A 14,976-nucleotide genomic window follows, 5' to 3' on the forward strand; every position below is an offset into this window, starting at 1 on the left:
GACCTGTATTCGCGTAAGGTTGTGGGCTGGTCGATGTCTGAGCGCATGACGGCTACGCTGGTTTGCGACGCGCTGCGCATGGCGCTGTTTGCTCGCAATCGGCCTCGGGGAGTGATCGTGCATACTGGCCGTGGTAGCCAATACTGCTCGCGCGAGCACCGCGCCCTGTTGGAGCAATACGCTTTGATCGCCAGCATGAGTGCCAGAGGCAACTGCTACGACAACGCAGCAATGGAGAGTTGGAACCACAGTCTGAAGGTCGAGGCCATCCATGGTGAACACCTCGCCACACGGGAGCAGGCCAAGGCTCATGTGTTTGACTACATTGAGGTTGACTACAATCGGATCCGGCTGCACTCGACCCTGGGCTACCTCAGCCCAGAGCAGTACGAGCTGGCCAACGTCGCTTAGATAGGTGTCCGTAAATCAGGGGCAAGATCAATCAGCTGCCCCGGGAGGGCAATTTTTTTGAGATGTTCAATCAGCATGCGGACCGCATCGTCGAGGCCGCACGGGCCTTCTCGCAACTGGCGGCCCACTACAACGATGCGCACCTGCGCGAGAAGTATGCGCAGGACGTGGACAACGCCGAGCGCGCGGCTGACCGCGTGACCCAGGACGTCAACCGCGCGATCCACAAGACCTTCATCACACCGAGCGACCGCGAGCAGATCCATTCGCTCATCAACACGATGGACGACGTGGCCGACCTGATCCAGGACTCCGCCGAGACCATGGCGCTCTACGACGTGCGCCACATGACCGAAGAGATCACCCGCCTGTCGGACCTGAGCCTCAAGTGCTGCGAGCGGCTGCGCGACGCCGTCCGGCTGCTCGACAAGCTGGCTGACCCCAGCACCGCCGAGGCCGCGCTCAAGACCGGCGAGGAGATCGACCGCCTCGAATCCGACGCCGACCGCGTGATGCGCGCGGCCATGAGCAAGCTGTTCCGCGAGGAGCCCGACGTGCGCGAGGTCATCAAGCTCAAGGCCATCTACGAGCTGCTGGAGACCATCACCGACAAGTGCGAGGACGTCGCCAACCACATCGAGGGCATCGTCCTCGAGAACTCCTGAGCCGGGGGCGCTTTCGATGACGACCGTCCAGGTGGCCCTGTGGGTCATCGCCGTGCTGGTGGCGCTCGCCCTGGTGTTCGACTTCATGAATGGCTTCCACGACGCGGCGCACTCGATCGCCACCGTGGTTTCCACCGGCGTGTTGAAACCCGCGCAGGCGGTGCTGTTCGCCGCGTTCTTCAACCTCGTCGCGATCTTCGTCTTTCACCTGAGCGTGGCGGCCACCGTGGGCAAGGGCATCGCCGAGCCCGGCGTGGTCGACGTGCACGTGGTGTTCGGCGCGCTCACCGGCGCCATCACCTGGAACTTCATCACCTGGTTCTACGGCATACCGAGCAGCTCGTCGCATGCGCTGATCGGCGGCATCGTCGGCGCGACCATCGCCAAGGCCGGCACCGGCGCGCTCGTCGCCTCGGGCGTGCTGCGCACCGTGGCCTTCATCTTCATCTCGCCGCTGCTGGGCTATGTCCTCGGCTCGCTGATGATGGTGGTGGTGGCCTGGCTGTTCCGCCGCACGACGCCGTCGCGCGTGGACCGGTGGTTCCGCCGGCTCCAGCTGCTCTCGGCCGGGGCCTACAGCCTGGGCCACGGCGGCAACGACGCGCAGAAGACCATCGGCATCATCTGGATGCTGCTGATCGCCACCGGCTACGCATCGGCGGCCGACACCTCGCCGCCGACCTGGGCGATCGTCTGCTGCTACACCGCGATCGCCGCGGGCACCATGTTCGGCGGCTGGCGCATCGTCAAGACCATGGGCCAGAAGATCACCAAGCTCAAGCCCGTGGGCGGCTTCTGCGCCGAGACCGGCGGGGCGCTGACGCTGTTCCTGGCCACGCTGATCGGCGTGCCGGTCTCCACCACCCACACCATCACCGGCGCCATCGTCGGCGTGGGCTCGGTGCAGCGCGCGAGCGCGGTGCGCTGGGGCGTGGCCGGCAACATCGTCTGGGCCTGGATCCTGACCATCCCCGCAGCCGCTTTCGTCGCGGCGATCGGCTACTGGGTCAGTTGGCGGCTGTTCTGACCGGCGCAGTCACTGCGAGATCCGGCGCGCTTCCTCGATCTGGTATTCGAAATAGCGCTGGAAGCTGAAGGCCAGGCTGGCCATCAGCACGCCGGTGCCGATCAGCAGCGCCAGCGCCACGGCGCCGACCGTGAGCCAGCCGGTGCGCCCGGCTTGCGCATCGACCGGCTGCTGCGGGTTGTGGCGCGCGTTCCACTTCTCGGGCGCGGCCAGGCCGTAGACGATGGCGGTCAGCGCACAGCCGGCGATCGTGAAGCCGACGAGCGGGATCAGCACCCAGCTCCAGCCGTCGTCCAGCCCGTAGTGCCGTGCCCGTTCGATGCCGTAGAGGCCGAGCACGGTGGGTATCGGCAGCAGCCAGCCGAGCGCGTCGCCGAAGCCGCGCAGGTAGAAGCGGTGCAGGCCCAGCGGCCCGCCGAGGAAGGCGAGCCAGGCGGCGACGGTCTTGTTCTTCATCGCGGCGCGTCCAGCACCGGCGGCGTGCTGTCGCCGGCGCCGAGCACCTTCTCCATCAGCACGATGTCGCGCCAGGCGTCGAACTTCCAGCCGACCGACCGGAGCACGCCGACGTGGCTGAAGCCGAGGGCCTCGTGCAGGCCGATGGAGCCGGCATTGGCCGAGTCGCCGATCACGGCGAGCAGCTTGCGCACGCCGGCCGCCTCGGCCGCCTGGGCCAGCGCCGCGAGCAGCAGCCGGCCCAGGCCGCGTCCACGCGCCGCGTCGGCGACGTAGATCGAGTCCTCGGCCGAGAAGCGGTAGGCCGGCCGCGGCTTGAACCAGTTCGCGTAGGCGAAGCCCAGCACCCGGCCGCCGTCCTCGGCCACCAGCCACGGCAGCCCGCGGCCCCGCACATCGGCGCGCCGCGCGGCCATGTCAGCGGGCGAGGGCGGCTCGATCTCGAAGGTGCCGGTGCCATGCAGCACATGGTGGGCATAGATGGCGGCGATGGCGGCGACATCCTCGTCGCGGCTCGGTCGGATGATGGGCATGGTCAAGTGCTGCAGCAGGCGCTATATAATGGCGGGCTATTCAGCGTGTCGCTGGCCGGGTGGCCATGTCGCGTGTCTCAACGCTGGAGGAATTCCGCGGCGGGCCCCATCACCTACAAAGGAAGGCCGTCTGCCGCGCCACCCGAAGGATAGATCATGTCGGTTGCCATTCGACTCTCCCGCGGCGGCTCCAAGGGCCGTCCCTTTTTCAACATCGTCGTCGCCGACAAGCGCGTGCGCCGCGACGGCCGCTTCATCGAGCGCCTGGGCTTCTACAACCCGACCGCCAAGGAAGGCGAGGAAGGCCTGCGCATCGCCCAGGACCGCCTGACGTACTGGGTCGGTGTCGGCGCCCAGACCTCGCCGACCGTGGATCGCCTGGTCAAGCAGGCTGCCGCCAAGACGACCGCCGCTGCCTGACAGAAGGCTGAAGGCCGCCGGCCCGGGTCGGCGGCTTTTTCTTTTCCAGACGCCCATGGCACTCGATCTCGACGCCGCGGACCTGCCAGCAAACGCGATTGAGGTCGGCCGCATCGCCGACGCCTGGGGCGTCAAGGGCTGGTTCCGCGTCCAGCCCCACAGCGCCACGCCGGAGGCGCTTTTTTCTTCCAAGCGCTGGTTCCTCGAACCTCCCGAGAAGGGCGCGCGCCATTTCGCCGGCACCCGGCGGCTGGCTATCAAAGCGTCGCGCGAGCACTCCGGCACCGTTGTGGTCTCGGCCCACGGCATCGACGACCGCGATGCCGCCGAGGCGCTGCGCGGTGCGCGCATCTTCGTGCCGCGCTCCAGCTTCCCGACCGCCGCCGAGGACGAGTACTACTGGGTCGATCTGATCGGCCTGGACGTGGTCAACCGCGAAGGCGTGGCGCTGGGGGCCGTGCGCGAACTGCTGGCCACCGGCCCGCAGACCACGCTGGTGCTGGGCTACGAGCAGGACGGCAAGCCGCGCGAGCGCATGATTCCTTTCGTGTCGGCCTACGTCGACGCGGTGGATCTCCCGGGCCGCCGCATCACCGTCGACTGGCAGCCTGACTATTGATGAGCATTCCCCCGAGCAGCTTCGCTGCTCCCCCCTTCTCTCGCGGCGCGGGAAGAAGGGCGGCGCCAGCGCGGCGGGGCGGCCCTTGCGCGGCGTCTGCTGGCCTCGGCTGCGCGGTGGTGCATGCTGCGTCCAGCACTGTCTGACAGGGTTTTCATGCGCTTCGACATCATCACGCTGTTCCCCGAACTGTTCGCTCCGTTCCTCGCGGCTGGCGTAACGCGGCGCGCCTATGCGCAGGGGCTGGTCGACGTCCGCTTCTGGAGCCCGCGCGACCACGCCGAGGGCAACTACCGCCGCGTGGACGACCGCCCGTTCGGCGGCGGCCCCGGCATGGTGATGATGGCCGAGCCGCTGGCGCGCTGCCTGCGAGCCGTGCGCGCCGACCGGGCCGAGGCCGAGCCGGCGCCGGCCGTGCTGTTCTCGCCCATCGGCCGGCGCATCGACCACGGCGAAGTGGCCCGCTGGTCGGCCGGCGCCGGCGCGGTCCTGGTCTGCGGCCGCTACGAAGGGCTGGACCAGCGCTTCATCGACACCTTCATCGACGTGCAGTTGAGCCTGGGCGACTTCGTGCTCTCGGGCGGGGAGATCGCGGCGATCGCGCTACTCGACGCGGTGGCGCGTTTGCAGCCAGGCGTGCTGGGCGATGAGGGCAGCCACCAGCAGGACAGCTTCAACCCCGCGCTCGACGGGCTGCTCGACTGCCCACACTACACCCGGCCCGAGGTCTGGGAGGGCCAGGCCGTGCCGACCGCGTTGCTCTCGGGCCACCATGCGCAGATCGAGCGCTGGCGGCGGGACCAGCGCCTGGCCGTCACGGCGGCGCACCGGCCCGAACGGATCGACGCGGCACGCGCCGGCGGCCGCCTCGACCGCAAGGACGAGGCCGTGCTCGCAAAGCTGCTACAATCTCGGGTTGCGTGATCCTCTGGCCGACCGGTCCGCAGCGCCTGCAGCGCTGATCCCTTGCATCTGCAAACCCGGGCCTTTCGACGTCAATCCCGACGCCTGCCGCTTGTGGTGCGGCCACGATCGCGGAGCAAAAAGCAATGAGCAACCTGATCCAGATCCTCGAACAAGAGGAAATCGCCCGCTTGGGCAAGACCATCCCCGACTTCGCGCCGGGCGACACCGTCATCGTGAGCGTGAACGTCGTCGAAGGCACCCGCAAGCGCGTGCAGGCCTACGAAGGCGTCGTGATCGCCAAGCGCAACCGCGGCCTCAACAGCGCCTTCACTGTGCGCAAGATCTCCAGCGGCGAAGGCGTGGAGCGCACTTTCCAGACCTACAGCCCGCTGATCGCCGGCATCGAGGTCAAGCGCCGCGGCGATGTGCGCCGTGCCAAGCTGTACTACCTGCGCTCGCGCAGCGGCAAGTCGGCACGCATCAAGGAAAAGCTGCCGGCGCGCCTCAACAAGGGTGCAGCAGCACCGGCAGCAGCGGCATAAGACGTCGCAGCCGCCGCAGGCCCGCAGGCCGCTACCGCACAGGCGCGTAGCGGCCTTTTGCATTCTGGAGTCCTCCGAGAACCCGCCGCCCACCATGACCAGCCGTCCCGAGCGCATCGTCTCCTCCGTCATCGCGCCCACCTCGTCGCTGCCCGGCTTCGACCCGCGGGAGGTCGCTGTCGCGGGCGTCGATGCGGACCTGCCCGCCGTCCTGGCCGCGGCGTTGACGGCCGACGCGCTGCGCGGGCGCTTCGCCGCGCCGCCGCCGTGGTCGCCCGAGGTGGTGCTGGAGCGCTGGTCCGGCGACCGCGCGCCGACGCAGGCTGCCGTCCTCATCCCCATCGTGCAGCGCGGGTCGGGGCCCACGGTGCTGCTGACCGAGCGCACGGCGCACCTGTCCAACCATTCGGGTCAGGTCGCGTTCCCTGGCGGGCGGGCCGACCCGACCGACGCCAGCCCGGCGGCCACCGCGCTGCGCGAGGCGCATGAGGAGGTCGGCCTCGAAGCCCGCTTCGCCGAGGTGATCGGCGCGCTGCCGACCTACCGGACCGGCACGGCCTTCGTCATCACGCCGGTGGTGGCGCTGGTGCGGCCGGACTTCGTGCTCGCGCCCAACGCCTACGAGGTGGCCGACGTGTTCGAGGTGCCGCTGGTCTTCCTGGCGGACCCGGCCAACCACCGCCGCCACGTCTATGAAGGGCCGGACGCGGTGCGCCGCGAGTGGTTCTCGATGCCCTGGAACGACGGTGCGAAGGAGCATTTCATCTGGGGCGCGACCGCCGGCATGCTGCGCAATCTCTACCGCTTCCTGTCCGCATGAGGCAGCGCCACTATCATTGGCGCCCATGAGTTTTTTCGCCATCCTGCTGGCGCTGCTGATCGAGCAGGTCCGTCCGCTCGCGCGCAACAACCCCATCCATGCGGGCCTGCGGGCCTGGGCGCTGTCGGTCAGCCGCAACTTCGACGCCGGCCGTCCGCACCACGGCTGGGTCGCCTGGACGCTGGCGGTCGCCGTGCCGGCCATCGCGGTGCAGGCGGTCTACGCGCTGCTGTTCTGGGGCATCGGCTGGCCGGCGGCCGTGCTCTGGAGCGTGGCCGTGCTCTACATCACGCTGGGCTTCCGCCAGTTCAGCCACCACTTCACCGGCATCCGCGATGCGCTGGAGGAAGGCGACGAGTACCGCGCGCGCGAACTGCTCGCGCAGTGGCAGCAGGTCGAGGTGGCCGACCTGCCGCGCAGCGAGGTGGTGCGCCACGTGGTCGAGTATTCGGTGCTGGCCGCGCACCGCCACGTGTTCGGCGTGCTGGCCTGGTTCTCGGTGCTGGCGGTGTTCGGGCTGGGGCCGGCGGGCGCGGTGTTCTACCGCATGGCCGAGTTCGTCTCGCGCTACTGGAAGTACAAGGACCACACGCGCAGCCAGCCCGCGAGTTTCTCGCTGCAGCGCGCCGCTGCGCAGGCCTGGACGGTGATCGACTGGCTGCCCGCGCGCATGACGGCGCTGTGCTTCGCCGTGGTCGGCAGCTTCGAGGAGGCGATCGATGGCTGGCGCTTCCATGTGCAGCACTTTCCCAACGACAACGACGGCGTGATCCTGGCCGCCACCTCGGGCGCCATCGGCATGCGCCTGGGCGGCGAGGCGCTGCGGGCCAGCTACGCGCCGTCCACCGTCGAGGGCTTTCCGATCGAGGCCGGCGACGGCGCCAGCACGCCCGGCCGCGAGCCCGAGGTCAGCCACCTGCGCAGCGTGGTCGGCCTGGTGTGGCGCTCGGTCGTCGTCTGGATGGTGCTGCTCGCGCTGCTGACGCTGGCCCGCCTTTTGGGTTGATACGGGGGTATAGGCTGGCAGCGCGCGAAATCCGGGCGCTTACAGCTATAACTCCTGCCTGTATATAACGAAACCGCTTTTTTCGCCGATGACCACGCCCCCATCCTTCTGGAGCCCCGTCGTGGGCACCCTGGTGCCCTACGTGCCCGGCGAGCAGCCGCGCGTAGACGGTCTGGTGAAGCTCAACACCAACGAGAACCCCTATCCGCCGTCGCCGCGGGCCATCGCCGCCATCTCCGCTGCGGCGCGCGAGGGGCTGGAGCGCTATCCCGACCCCGAATCGACCGTGCTGCGCCAGACGCTGGCCGCGCACCACGGCGTCAATGCGGGCCAGGTCTTCGTCGGCAACGGCTCCGACGAGGTGCTGGGGCTGGCGTTCTTCGCGTTCTTCCAGCACGCCGGCCAGCCGCTGCTGTTCGCCGACGTGACCTACAGCTTCTACCGCGTCTATTGCGGCCTGTTCGGCATCGCGCCGCAGCTGGTGCCGCTGGACGCGGCGCTCGGGGTGGACGTGGACGCGCTCGCCGCCCGGGCCGCGGCGCCGCACGCGGGCATCGTGATCGCCAACCCGAACGCGCCGACCGGCATCGGCCTGCCGCTCGCGCAGATCGAGCGTCTGCTCGCGGCCAGCCCGCACCGTGTGGTGCTGGTGGACGAGGCCTACGTCGATTTCGGCGGCGGAAGCGCCATCGGCCTGGTCGACCGCCATCCCAACCTGCTGGTGGTGCACACGCTGTCCAAGTCGCGCTCGCTCGCCGGCCTGCGCGTGGGCTTCGCCGTGGGCCAGCGGCCGCTGATCGATGCGCTGGAGCGGGTGAAGAACAGCTTCAACTCCTATCCGCTGGACCGCCTGGCCCAGGCCGGCGCCATCGCCGCCTACGAGGACGCGGCGTACTTCGACAAGACCCGCGCCGCGGTGATCGACAGCCGCGAAGGTCTCACGCTGCAGCTCGAAGACCTGGGCTTCGAGGTGCTGCCGTCACAGGCCAACTTCGTCTTCGTGCGGCATGCGGCGCATGACGCGGCCGCGCTCGCGGCCAGCCTGCGCGAGCGCAAGGTGCTGGTGCGCCACTTCCGCCAGCCAGAGCGCATCGCGCAGTACCTGCGCATCAGCATCGGCACGCCGGGCCAGTGCGATGCGCTGGTGCAGGCGCTGACCCGGGTCATCGCTTCATCGTGAAGGCAGGCCGCTGGCTGCGCGCGCTGGCGGCCGGCCTGTGGCTGGCCGTGGCGCTGGTGCGGACGGCAGCTGCCGCGGACGACACTGCCTCCTGCCCACCGGCCCCGGTGGCCCCCGACGCCGCCGCGCTGCGCCGCCAGGCTGCCGCGGCCATCGACCGCGGCTTTCTCTGGCGCATCGAGAAAAACGGCCGCAGCTCCTACCTCTACGGCACGCAACACGTGGGCCGCGCGGACTGGATGGTGCCCGGCCCGCGCATCCGCGCCGCCCTGGACGCCAGCCGCGTGCTCGCCCTGGAGCTGGACCCGACGGACGCGGACACCCAGCGCCGCCTCGCCGCCGAGATCGCCCGCCACCCGGCGGCGTGGCCGGCGGCGCTGCGGCCGCGGGTCGATGCGCAGCTGCGCCGGCTGTGCCTGCCCGAGCCGCTGCGCGATGCGATGCATCCCCTGCTGCTGCTGGCCGTGATGCAGATGCAGGCATTGCGGTACCAGCAGCTCTATGCCGAGTTCTCGTCCGAGAGCATCCTGGTGCAGTGGGCCAAGGTGCGCCGCTGGCCGGTCAAGGCGCTGGAGACGCCGGAGTCGCAGATGCAGGCCCTGCTCGGCAGCGCGGATGTGTCGGACGAGGCCGTCGCCGAGGGCTTGGAGGTATTGGACGATGCGCGCGCGCAGGAGGTCGCCGCCACGCTGACTGCCGTGTGGAGCAGCGCTGACATCAGCCGGCTGGCCGACTACCGCAGCTGGTGCGAATGCGAGCGCACCGACCTGGAGCGCGCACAGATGCGCGCACTGCTGGATGGCCGCAACCCGGCGCTGGCCGACGGCATCGCGGCGCTGCATGCCCAGGGCGAGCCGGTGTTCGCGGCCGTGGGTGCCCTTCACATGATCGGCCCGCAGGGACTGCCGGCGCTGCTGGAAGCGCGCGGCTTCCGCGTCGTGCCGCTGGTGCCGCAGCGGCGCTGAGGCTCAGTACCGCGGCGCCCGGCTCAGCTCGGCGTACAGCTCGCCATAGATGCGGTAGCGGCTCGCGCTGATCTGCCCGGCCTGCACGGCCGCGATCACGCCGCAGCCCGGCTCGTGCAGGTGGGTGCAGTTGTAGAAGCGGCAGTCCTGCGCATGGGCGCGGATGTCGGGCATGCAGTCCGGCAGGTGCGCCGCGGCGATGTGGTGCAGGCCGAATTCCTGGAAGCCCGGCGAGTCGATCAGCGCGGTGTGCGAGGCGCGGTCCACCCAGTACCAGCTCGTCGTCGTGGTCGTGTGGCGGCCCGATTGCAGGGCCTGCGAGATCTCGCCGGTGGCCGCGCGAGCCTCGGGCACCACCAGGTTGGTCAGCGTGCTTTTTCCCGCGCCCGACGGGCCGAGCACCAGCGTGGTCTTTTCCCGCAGGCGCTCGGCCAGCGCCGCGTGCGCGGCCGCGGCGCGGCTGCCGGACAGCGACAGCGGCAGTACCTCGTAGCCTATCGCGCGGTAGGGCGCGAGCCGCTCCCAGGCCTGGGCGAAGGGCGCGGCCAGGTCCTGCTTGTTGAGGGCGATCAGCGGCGCGATGCCGGCGTCCTCGGCCGCGACCAGCGCGCGCGCGAGCTGCATCTCGGAGAACACCGGCTCGGCCGCCACCAGCATCAGCACCAAGTCGAGGTTGGCGGCGAAGGATTTGGTGCGGATCTCGTCCTGCCGGTAGAACAGATTGCGCCGCTCCTGCACCCGCTCGATCGTGCCCTCGTCTTCCGATGCCAGCCACTGCACGCGGTCGCCGACCACCGCGGCGGTCTTCTTGCCGCGCGGGTGGCAGATCACGCGCTGGCCGTCGGGCGTCTCGACCACGCAGTGGCGGCCGTGGCTGCCGACGACCAGCCCTTCCTGCAGCGCCGCAGGGGCGCCGCCGCCGTGCGCGCTCTTGCGCTTCACGAAAGAAGCGCGTCCACGCGCCCTGCCGCGTCGAAGTCGGTAGCCGTCAGGCCGCCGGCATCGTGCGTGTTCCAGCGCACGACGGCGCGGTTGTAGTGCACCGACAGGTCCGGGTGGTGGTCCAGCCGGTGGGCGACCAGGGCCACCGCGTTGACGAAGGCGATGGTCTCGAAGTAGTCGGCGAAGCGGAAGGTCTTCTCGATTGCCACGTCGGCGCCGTCGCCGGCGAGCGTCCAGCCGCTGCGCTGCGCGAGCTGGCCCACGATCTCGGTGGCGTTGAGCGCGCGGCGCGCCGGCTGGGCGGACCAGTCGGTGGTGTGCAGGTCGCTGGCGGGGCGGGATGCGGTCGTCATGATGGCGTGGCTCCGAGGCGTGCCAGGCGTTCCGACGCCGGCGGGTGGGAGTAGTAGAAGCGCGCGAACAGCGGGTCCGGCGTGAGCGTGGAGGCGTTGTCCTCGTAGAGCTTGAGCAGCGCGGTCGACAGGTCGGCGCCGCTGGTCTGTGCGACCGCGTAGGCATCGGCCTCGAACTCGTCGCGCCGCGACAGCTGGGCGAACACCGGTGCGACGAAGAACAGGAAGACCGGCGCCGCGAGCAGGAACAGCAGCAGCGCGAGCGCATCGTTCGGCGCGCCGCCATCGAGCGACGGGCGCACGCCCAGCCCCAGGTAGAACCAGCCCTGCGTCGACAGCCAGCCCAGCAGCGCGAAGCCCGCGAGGCTCGCGGCGAACAGGCCGACCATGCGCTTGGTGATATGGCGGTGCTTGAAGTGGCCCAGCTCGTGCGCGAGCACCGCATCGACCTCGGGCGGCGACAGGCGCGCGAGCAGCGTGTCGAAGAACACCACGCGCTTGGCCGCGCCCAGGCCGGTGAAATAGGCGTTGCCGTGCGCGCTGCGACGGCTGCCATCCATCACGAACAGGCCCTTGGCCGCGAAGCCGCAGCGCTGCATCAATGCGGTCACGCGCTCGTTCAATACCGCGTCGTCGAGCGGCTTGAACGTGTTGAACAGCGGCGCGATGAAAGCCGGGTAGACCACCATGAGCAGCAGGTTGAAGCCGGTCCACACGGCCCAGGCCCACAGCCACCACCAGCTGCCGGCCGCAGCCATGAGCCACAGGATGAGCGCCGCGATCGGCAGGCCGATGGCCGCGCCGAGCAGCGTGGACTTCAGCAGGTCGCCGAACCACAGTCGCACCGTGGTACGGTTGAAGCCGAAGCGCTGCTCGATCACAAAGGTGCGCCAGAGCGACGCCGGCAGGTCGATCAGCCCGCCGATCAGCGCGAACGCCGCGAGCAGCGCCAGCTGCTGCGCCATGCCGGGGCCGAGCGCGGCCAGCAGCGCGCGGTTGAGTGCATCGAGCCCGCCGAGCAGCGTCCAGTCCAGCAGCACGGCAGCAGCAAGCGCCGTCTCGGCGATGCCGAAGCGCGACTTGGCAATGGTGTAGGCGGCAGCCTTGCGGTGCGCCTCGGGTGTGACGCGCACAGCGAACGGCGCGGGCACCCGGTCGGCATGCTGCGCGACGTGGCGGATCTGGCGCGAGGCCAGCCACAGCCGCACCAGCAGCCCGGCGGCCAGCGCCGCGGCAAAGGCCAGCGTGAGCGCCAGCGGGAGGTTGGGAGTCGGAGCGGACGACGGCATGGAACAGAGTGTAGAGCGGCAGCCAGGTGTCCTTGGGCGACAATCCCGGCCATGTCCGAGAACACCCTCCCCGCCGCCGCCCCCGTTGCCGAAGATGCCGCCGCCACCGTACTGGCCAAGTCCGACCAGAACCTCATCTGGCTCGACTGCGAGATGTCGGGCCTCGAGCCCGAGACCGACCGGCTGCTGGAGATCGCCGTCGTCGTGACTGGCCCCGACCTCGCGCCGCGCGTCGAAGGCCCGGTGTTCGTCATCCACCAGAGCGATGCGGTGCTCGACCGCATGGACGCCTGGAACAAGGGCACCCATGGCAGGAGCGGCTTGATCGACAAGGTGCGGGCCTCGACCATGACCGAGGCCGAGGCCGAGGAGCAGCTCATCGCCTTCCTCAAGCAGTACGTGCCCAAAGGCAAGAGCCCCCTGTGCGGCAACACCATCGGGCAGGACCGGCGCTTCCTGGTCAAGTACATGCCCAGGCTCGAAGCCTTCTTCCACTACCGCAACCTCGACGTCAGCACGCTCAAGGAGCTGGCCAAGCGCTGGAAGCCAGAGGTCTACAACAGCTTCAAAAAGGCGCAGAAGCACACGGCGCTGGCCGACGTGCACGAATCCATCGAGGAACTCGCGCACTACCGCGAGCACTTCCTCGCCAAGTAATGCGCCCACCTTTCGTACGGCTTGCGGGAAAACCCGTGATCTGCGACAATCGCAGGCTTCGCGCTCGCTGACCTGCACAGGACGGCGGCGCTGAAAAAAGTGCGCATCTCCTGTCACACACCGGGTTTGCGGTCCGGCCTGGCTCCAGGCTTTCGGATACCGCGAGATTGACACCCGACCCAGCGCCGCCTCGCGGCGCCGGCTTCGTTTGATGGTTGATGTTTTCCCGACCATCGGATGCAAGCACGCGCTCTCCTGCCACGACGGCAGCGCGCGGACCATCCCTTTTGTTGAAAAGCTGTCCATGACCGACTCCCTGCGAGACGAGCAGGGCGCATTTGCGCCTGCCGAAAATACTGTTTCCGAGACTTCCCTGAAGACCGCCGCCGCCCTCTCCGAAGGCGCCGAAGACACGGGCGTGCAGGCCGAGCCCAACGGCTTCGTCGAGCTGGGCCTGGCGCCCGAGCTGGTGCAGGCCGTGGCCGACCTCGGCTACAGCCAGCCCACCGCCGTGCAGGCCCAGGCGATTCCGCTGGCCATGGGCCGCGAAGGCGCGCGCTATACCGACCTGATGGTCTCCAGCCAGACCGGCAGCGGCAAGACCGCCGCCTTCCTGCTGCCGGTGCTGCACACCCTGGTGCGCCAGCAGGCCGAGGCCGAAGCCGCCGAACGGCAAGCCTACGAGCGTGCCGCAGCCGTTGCCGCCGAGCGCGGCGAGCCGCCTCCGAAGCGCCCGCGCCGCAAGAACCCGACCGATGCGCGCCACTTCAAGGCGGCGACGCCAGGCGCGCTCGTGCTGTGCCCGACGCGCGAACTGGCCCAGCAGGTCGCGCACGACGCGATCGACCTCGTCAAGCACTGCCGCGGCCTGCGCGTGACCAACGTGGTGGGCGGCATGCCCTACCAGCTGCAGATCGCCCGCCTGCAGAATGCCAACCTCGTCGTCGCCACGCCGGGCCGCCTGCTGGACCTGCAGCGCTCGCAGCAGATCAAGCTCGACCAGATGCGCTTCCTCGTCGTCGACGAAGCCGACCGCATGCTCGACCTGGGCTTTGCCGACGACCTGGCCGAGATCAACCAGCTCACCATCGAGCGCCACCAGACCATGATGTTCAGCGCCACCTTCGCGCCGCGCATCCAGCAGTTGGCCGCGCGCGTGATGCGCGAGCCGCAGCGCCTGGAGATCGCCAGCCCACAGCAGAAGCACGCCAACATCGAGCAGAAGCTCTTCTGGGCCGACAATGCCCAGCACAAGCGCAAGATGCTCGACCACTGGCTGCGCGACACCGGCATCAACCAGGCCATCGTCTTCGCCAGCACCCAGGTCGAATGCGACGGCTTGGCCACCGACCTGCAGCAGGAAGGCTTCAGCGCCGTCGCGCTGCACGGCGCGCTGAGCCAGGGCCTGCGCAACCGCCGCCTGATGGCGCTGCGCAGCGGTCAGGTGCAGATCCTCGTCGCGACCGACGTGGCCGCGCGCGGCATCGACGTGCCGACCATCACCCACGTCTTCAACTTCGGCCTGCCGATGAAGGCCGAGGACTACACCCACCGCATCGGCCGCACCGGCCGCGCGGGCCGCGACGGCCTGGCCGTCACGTTCGCCGAGTTCCGCGACCGCCGCAAGATCTTCGACATCGAGGGCTACAGTCGCCAGCAGTTCAGGGCCGAGATCATTCCGGGCCTGGAGCCGCAGCAGCGCTTCCCCGACACGCGCACCCGTGCCGACTACGGCAGCCGCGGCGACGGCGGTCCGCGCGGCGGCCGCTTCGGCGGCAACGGTGGCGGCCGGGGTGGTGATCGCGGCGGTTTTGGCAGTGATCGCCGCAGCTTCGGCGACCGTGGCAACGGTGGTGGCTTTGGCGACCGCCGCGACAACGACGCCTACAGCCGCAAGAGCGGCTTCGGCGACCGCGGCGGCAACAGCTTCGCCCCGCGCAACGACGCGGCCGGCGGCGGTCGCGGCCGGGGTGCGCCGGCCGGCGGCGGCTTCGGCGGCAAGCCGTTCGTGCCGCACGACGCGCGCCGCCCGGCCCGGCCCGCACGCTGATCGACAGCGGGGCGTGCGCTGCGCGCCCCGAAGTTTCACCGAGCCCGCCGCCGGCGGGCTTTTTTCACGTCCGCGCGACAGGTGCGATGTGCAGTGCGCGGCCGATGGGAGAATGCCGCCACTTCCGACGAACCG

18 protein-coding genes are annotated in these 14,976 nt (G+C 69.8%); 13 read left to right on the forward strand and 5 right to left on the reverse strand.

From position 1 onward, the window contains the following. The 3 genes from GAK38_RS13305 to GAK38_RS13315 form a co-directional block, all read left to right on the forward strand. A partial coding sequence (locus GAK38_RS13305) for an IS3 family transposase (protein ID WP_325343662.1) occupies positions 1-411 on the forward strand: 411 nt, incomplete at its 5' end. Positions 412-437: 26 nt separating this feature from the next. Continuing rightward, a complete protein-coding gene (locus GAK38_RS13310) occupies positions 438-1,076 on the forward strand; it encodes a DUF47 domain-containing protein (RefSeq protein ID WP_443089215.1) in 639 nt (212 codons plus the stop codon). Positions 1,077-1,092: 16 nt separating this feature from the next. After that, positions 1,093-2,103 carry an inorganic phosphate transporter gene (locus GAK38_RS13315; protein WP_325344861.1) on the forward strand — a complete coding sequence of 337 codons (1,011 nt, stop codon included), beginning with the start codon at positions 1,093-1,095 and terminating at the stop codon, positions 2,101-2,103. A 9-nt stretch (positions 2,104-2,112) separates the two neighbouring features. On the opposite strand, the gene GAK38_RS13320 is transcribed toward GAK38_RS13315, so the two are convergent. After that, the gene (locus GAK38_RS13320) at positions 2,113-2,559 is read right to left on the reverse strand and encodes an NINE protein (RefSeq protein WP_325344863.1); all 447 of its coding nucleotides are present in this window, start codon (positions 2,557-2,559) and stop codon (positions 2,113-2,115) included. Then, on the reverse strand, positions 2,556-3,092 hold the full coding sequence (locus tag GAK38_RS13325) for a GNAT family N-acetyltransferase (protein ID WP_325344864.1): 537 nt from the start codon (positions 3,090-3,092) through the stop codon (positions 2,556-2,558). Before GAK38_RS13325 ends, GAK38_RS13320 begins: the two co-directional genes overlap by 4 nt. 156 nt (positions 3,093-3,248) lie before the next feature. Between GAK38_RS13325 and rpsP the strand changes: the two genes are divergently transcribed. The 8 genes from rpsP (at position 3,249) to GAK38_RS13365 (ending at position 9,550) form a co-directional block, all read left to right on the forward strand. Next, entirely contained in the window at positions 3,249-3,512 is a 264-nt protein-coding gene (rpsP, locus tag GAK38_RS13330) for a 30S ribosomal protein S16 (RefSeq protein WP_325344866.1), read from the forward strand. 55 nt (positions 3,513-3,567) lie between these two features. Then, a complete protein-coding gene (gene rimM, locus GAK38_RS13335) occupies positions 3,568-4,131 on the forward strand; it encodes a ribosome maturation factor RimM (protein ID WP_325344868.1) in 564 nt (187 codons plus the stop codon). Between the two features lie 156 nt (positions 4,132-4,287). Further along, positions 4,288-5,055, forward strand: coding sequence for a tRNA (guanosine(37)-N1)-methyltransferase TrmD (trmD, locus tag GAK38_RS13340; RefSeq protein WP_325344869.1), 768 nt, complete (start codon positions 4,288-4,290; stop codon positions 5,053-5,055). A 125-nt stretch (positions 5,056-5,180) separates the two neighbouring features. Then, positions 5,181-5,579, forward strand: coding sequence for a 50S ribosomal protein L19 (rplS, locus tag GAK38_RS13345; RefSeq protein WP_325344871.1), 399 nt, complete (start codon positions 5,181-5,183; stop codon positions 5,577-5,579). 94 nt (positions 5,580-5,673) lie between these two features. Continuing rightward, positions 5,674-6,399: a CoA pyrophosphatase gene (locus tag GAK38_RS13350; protein ID WP_325344872.1), complete on the forward strand. Its 726-nt coding sequence runs from the start codon at positions 5,674-5,676 to the stop codon at positions 6,397-6,399. Between the two features lie 25 nt (positions 6,400-6,424). Continuing rightward, positions 6,425-7,405, forward strand: a complete 981-nt coding sequence (locus GAK38_RS13355; RefSeq protein WP_325344873.1) for a CobD/CbiB family protein — start codon at positions 6,425-6,427, stop codon at positions 7,403-7,405. Between the two features lie 88 nt (positions 7,406-7,493). Further along, a complete protein-coding gene (gene hisC / locus GAK38_RS13360; protein ID WP_325344875.1) occupies positions 7,494-8,585 on the forward strand; it encodes a histidinol-phosphate transaminase in 1,092 nt (363 codons plus the stop codon). Next, on the forward strand, positions 8,582-9,550 hold the full coding sequence (locus tag GAK38_RS13365) for a TraB/GumN family protein (protein ID WP_325344876.1): 969 nt from the start codon (positions 8,582-8,584) through the stop codon (positions 9,548-9,550). The genes hisC and GAK38_RS13365 overlap by 4 nt, the downstream gene beginning before the upstream one ends. 3 nt (positions 9,551-9,553) lie before the next feature. Here GAK38_RS13365 and rsgA read toward each other — a convergent pair whose 3' ends face one another. From rsgA to GAK38_RS13380, 3 genes are read right to left on the reverse strand one after another with little or no spacing between them, the layout of a single operon-like run. Beyond that, positions 9,554-10,492 (reverse strand): ribosome small subunit-dependent GTPase A, encoded by a 939-nt coding sequence (rsgA, locus tag GAK38_RS13370; RefSeq protein ID WP_325344877.1) that lies wholly within the window; start codon positions 10,490-10,492, stop codon positions 9,554-9,556. Then, complete coding sequence (locus GAK38_RS13375) at positions 10,489-10,845, reverse strand: 4a-hydroxytetrahydrobiopterin dehydratase (RefSeq protein ID WP_325344878.1); 357 nt, start codon at positions 10,843-10,845, stop codon at positions 10,489-10,491. The genes rsgA and GAK38_RS13375 overlap by 4 nt, the downstream gene beginning before the upstream one ends. Continuing rightward, a complete protein-coding gene (locus tag GAK38_RS13380) occupies positions 10,842-12,134 on the reverse strand; it encodes a M48 family metallopeptidase (protein WP_325344880.1) in 1,293 nt (430 codons plus the stop codon). The genes GAK38_RS13375 and GAK38_RS13380 overlap by 4 nt, the downstream gene beginning before the upstream one ends. Before the next feature lie 51 nt (positions 12,135-12,185). On the opposite strand from GAK38_RS13380, the gene orn reads away from it, so the two are divergent. Together orn and GAK38_RS13390 are read left to right on the forward strand one after the other, a co-directional pair. Next, on the forward strand, positions 12,186-12,791 hold the full coding sequence (gene orn / locus GAK38_RS13385) for an oligoribonuclease (RefSeq protein WP_325344882.1): 606 nt from the start codon (positions 12,186-12,188) through the stop codon (positions 12,789-12,791). Between the two features lie 304 nt (positions 12,792-13,095). Continuing rightward, the gene (locus tag GAK38_RS13390) at positions 13,096-14,841 is read left to right on the forward strand and encodes a DEAD/DEAH box helicase (RefSeq protein WP_325344884.1); all 1,746 of its coding nucleotides are present in this window, start codon (positions 13,096-13,098) and stop codon (positions 14,839-14,841) included. Positions 14,842-14,976: the final 135 nt, after the last annotated feature.

Source organism: Xylophilus sp. (assembly GCA_009914555.1).
Lineage (GTDB): Bacteria > Pseudomonadota > Gammaproteobacteria > Burkholderiales > Burkholderiaceae_C > WNDY01.

Coding starts and splice junctions, on each gene's coding strand:
- GAK38_RS13325 (WP_325344864.1), bottom strand. CDS start 3,092: ATGCCCATCATCCGACCGAGCCGCGACGAGGATGTCGCCGCCATCGCC.
- GAK38_RS13315 (WP_325344861.1), top strand. CDS start 1,093: ATGACGACCGTCCAGGTGGCCCTGTGGGTCATCGCCGTGCTGGTGGCG.
- GAK38_RS13350 (WP_325344872.1), top strand. CDS start 5,674: ATGACCAGCCGTCCCGAGCGCATCGTCTCCTCCGTCATCGCGCCCACC.
- GAK38_RS13375 (WP_325344878.1), bottom strand. CDS start 10,845: ATGACGACCGCATCCCGCCCCGCCAGCGACCTGCACACCACCGACTGG.
- rpsP (WP_325344866.1), top strand. CDS start 3,249: ATGTCGGTTGCCATTCGACTCTCCCGCGGCGGCTCCAAGGGCCGTCCC.
- orn (WP_325344882.1), top strand. CDS start 12,186: ATGTCCGAGAACACCCTCCCCGCCGCCGCCCCCGTTGCCGAAGATGCC.
- GAK38_RS13320 (WP_325344863.1), bottom strand. CDS start 2,559: ATGAAGAACAAGACCGTCGCCGCCTGGCTCGCCTTCCTCGGCGGGCCG.
- rplS (WP_325344871.1), top strand. CDS start 5,181: ATGAGCAACCTGATCCAGATCCTCGAACAAGAGGAAATCGCCCGCTTG.
- GAK38_RS13380 (WP_325344880.1), bottom strand. CDS start 12,134: ATGCCGTCGTCCGCTCCGACTCCCAACCTCCCGCTGGCGCTCACGCTG.
- trmD (WP_325344869.1), top strand. CDS start 4,288: ATGCGCTTCGACATCATCACGCTGTTCCCCGAACTGTTCGCTCCGTTC.
- rimM (WP_325344868.1), top strand. CDS start 3,568: ATGGCACTCGATCTCGACGCCGCGGACCTGCCAGCAAACGCGATTGAG.
- GAK38_RS13390 (WP_325344884.1), top strand. CDS start 13,096: ATGACCGACTCCCTGCGAGACGAGCAGGGCGCATTTGCGCCTGCCGAA.
- GAK38_RS13355 (WP_325344873.1), top strand. CDS start 6,425: ATGAGTTTTTTCGCCATCCTGCTGGCGCTGCTGATCGAGCAGGTCCGT.
- hisC (WP_325344875.1), top strand. CDS start 7,494: ATGACCACGCCCCCATCCTTCTGGAGCCCCGTCGTGGGCACCCTGGTG.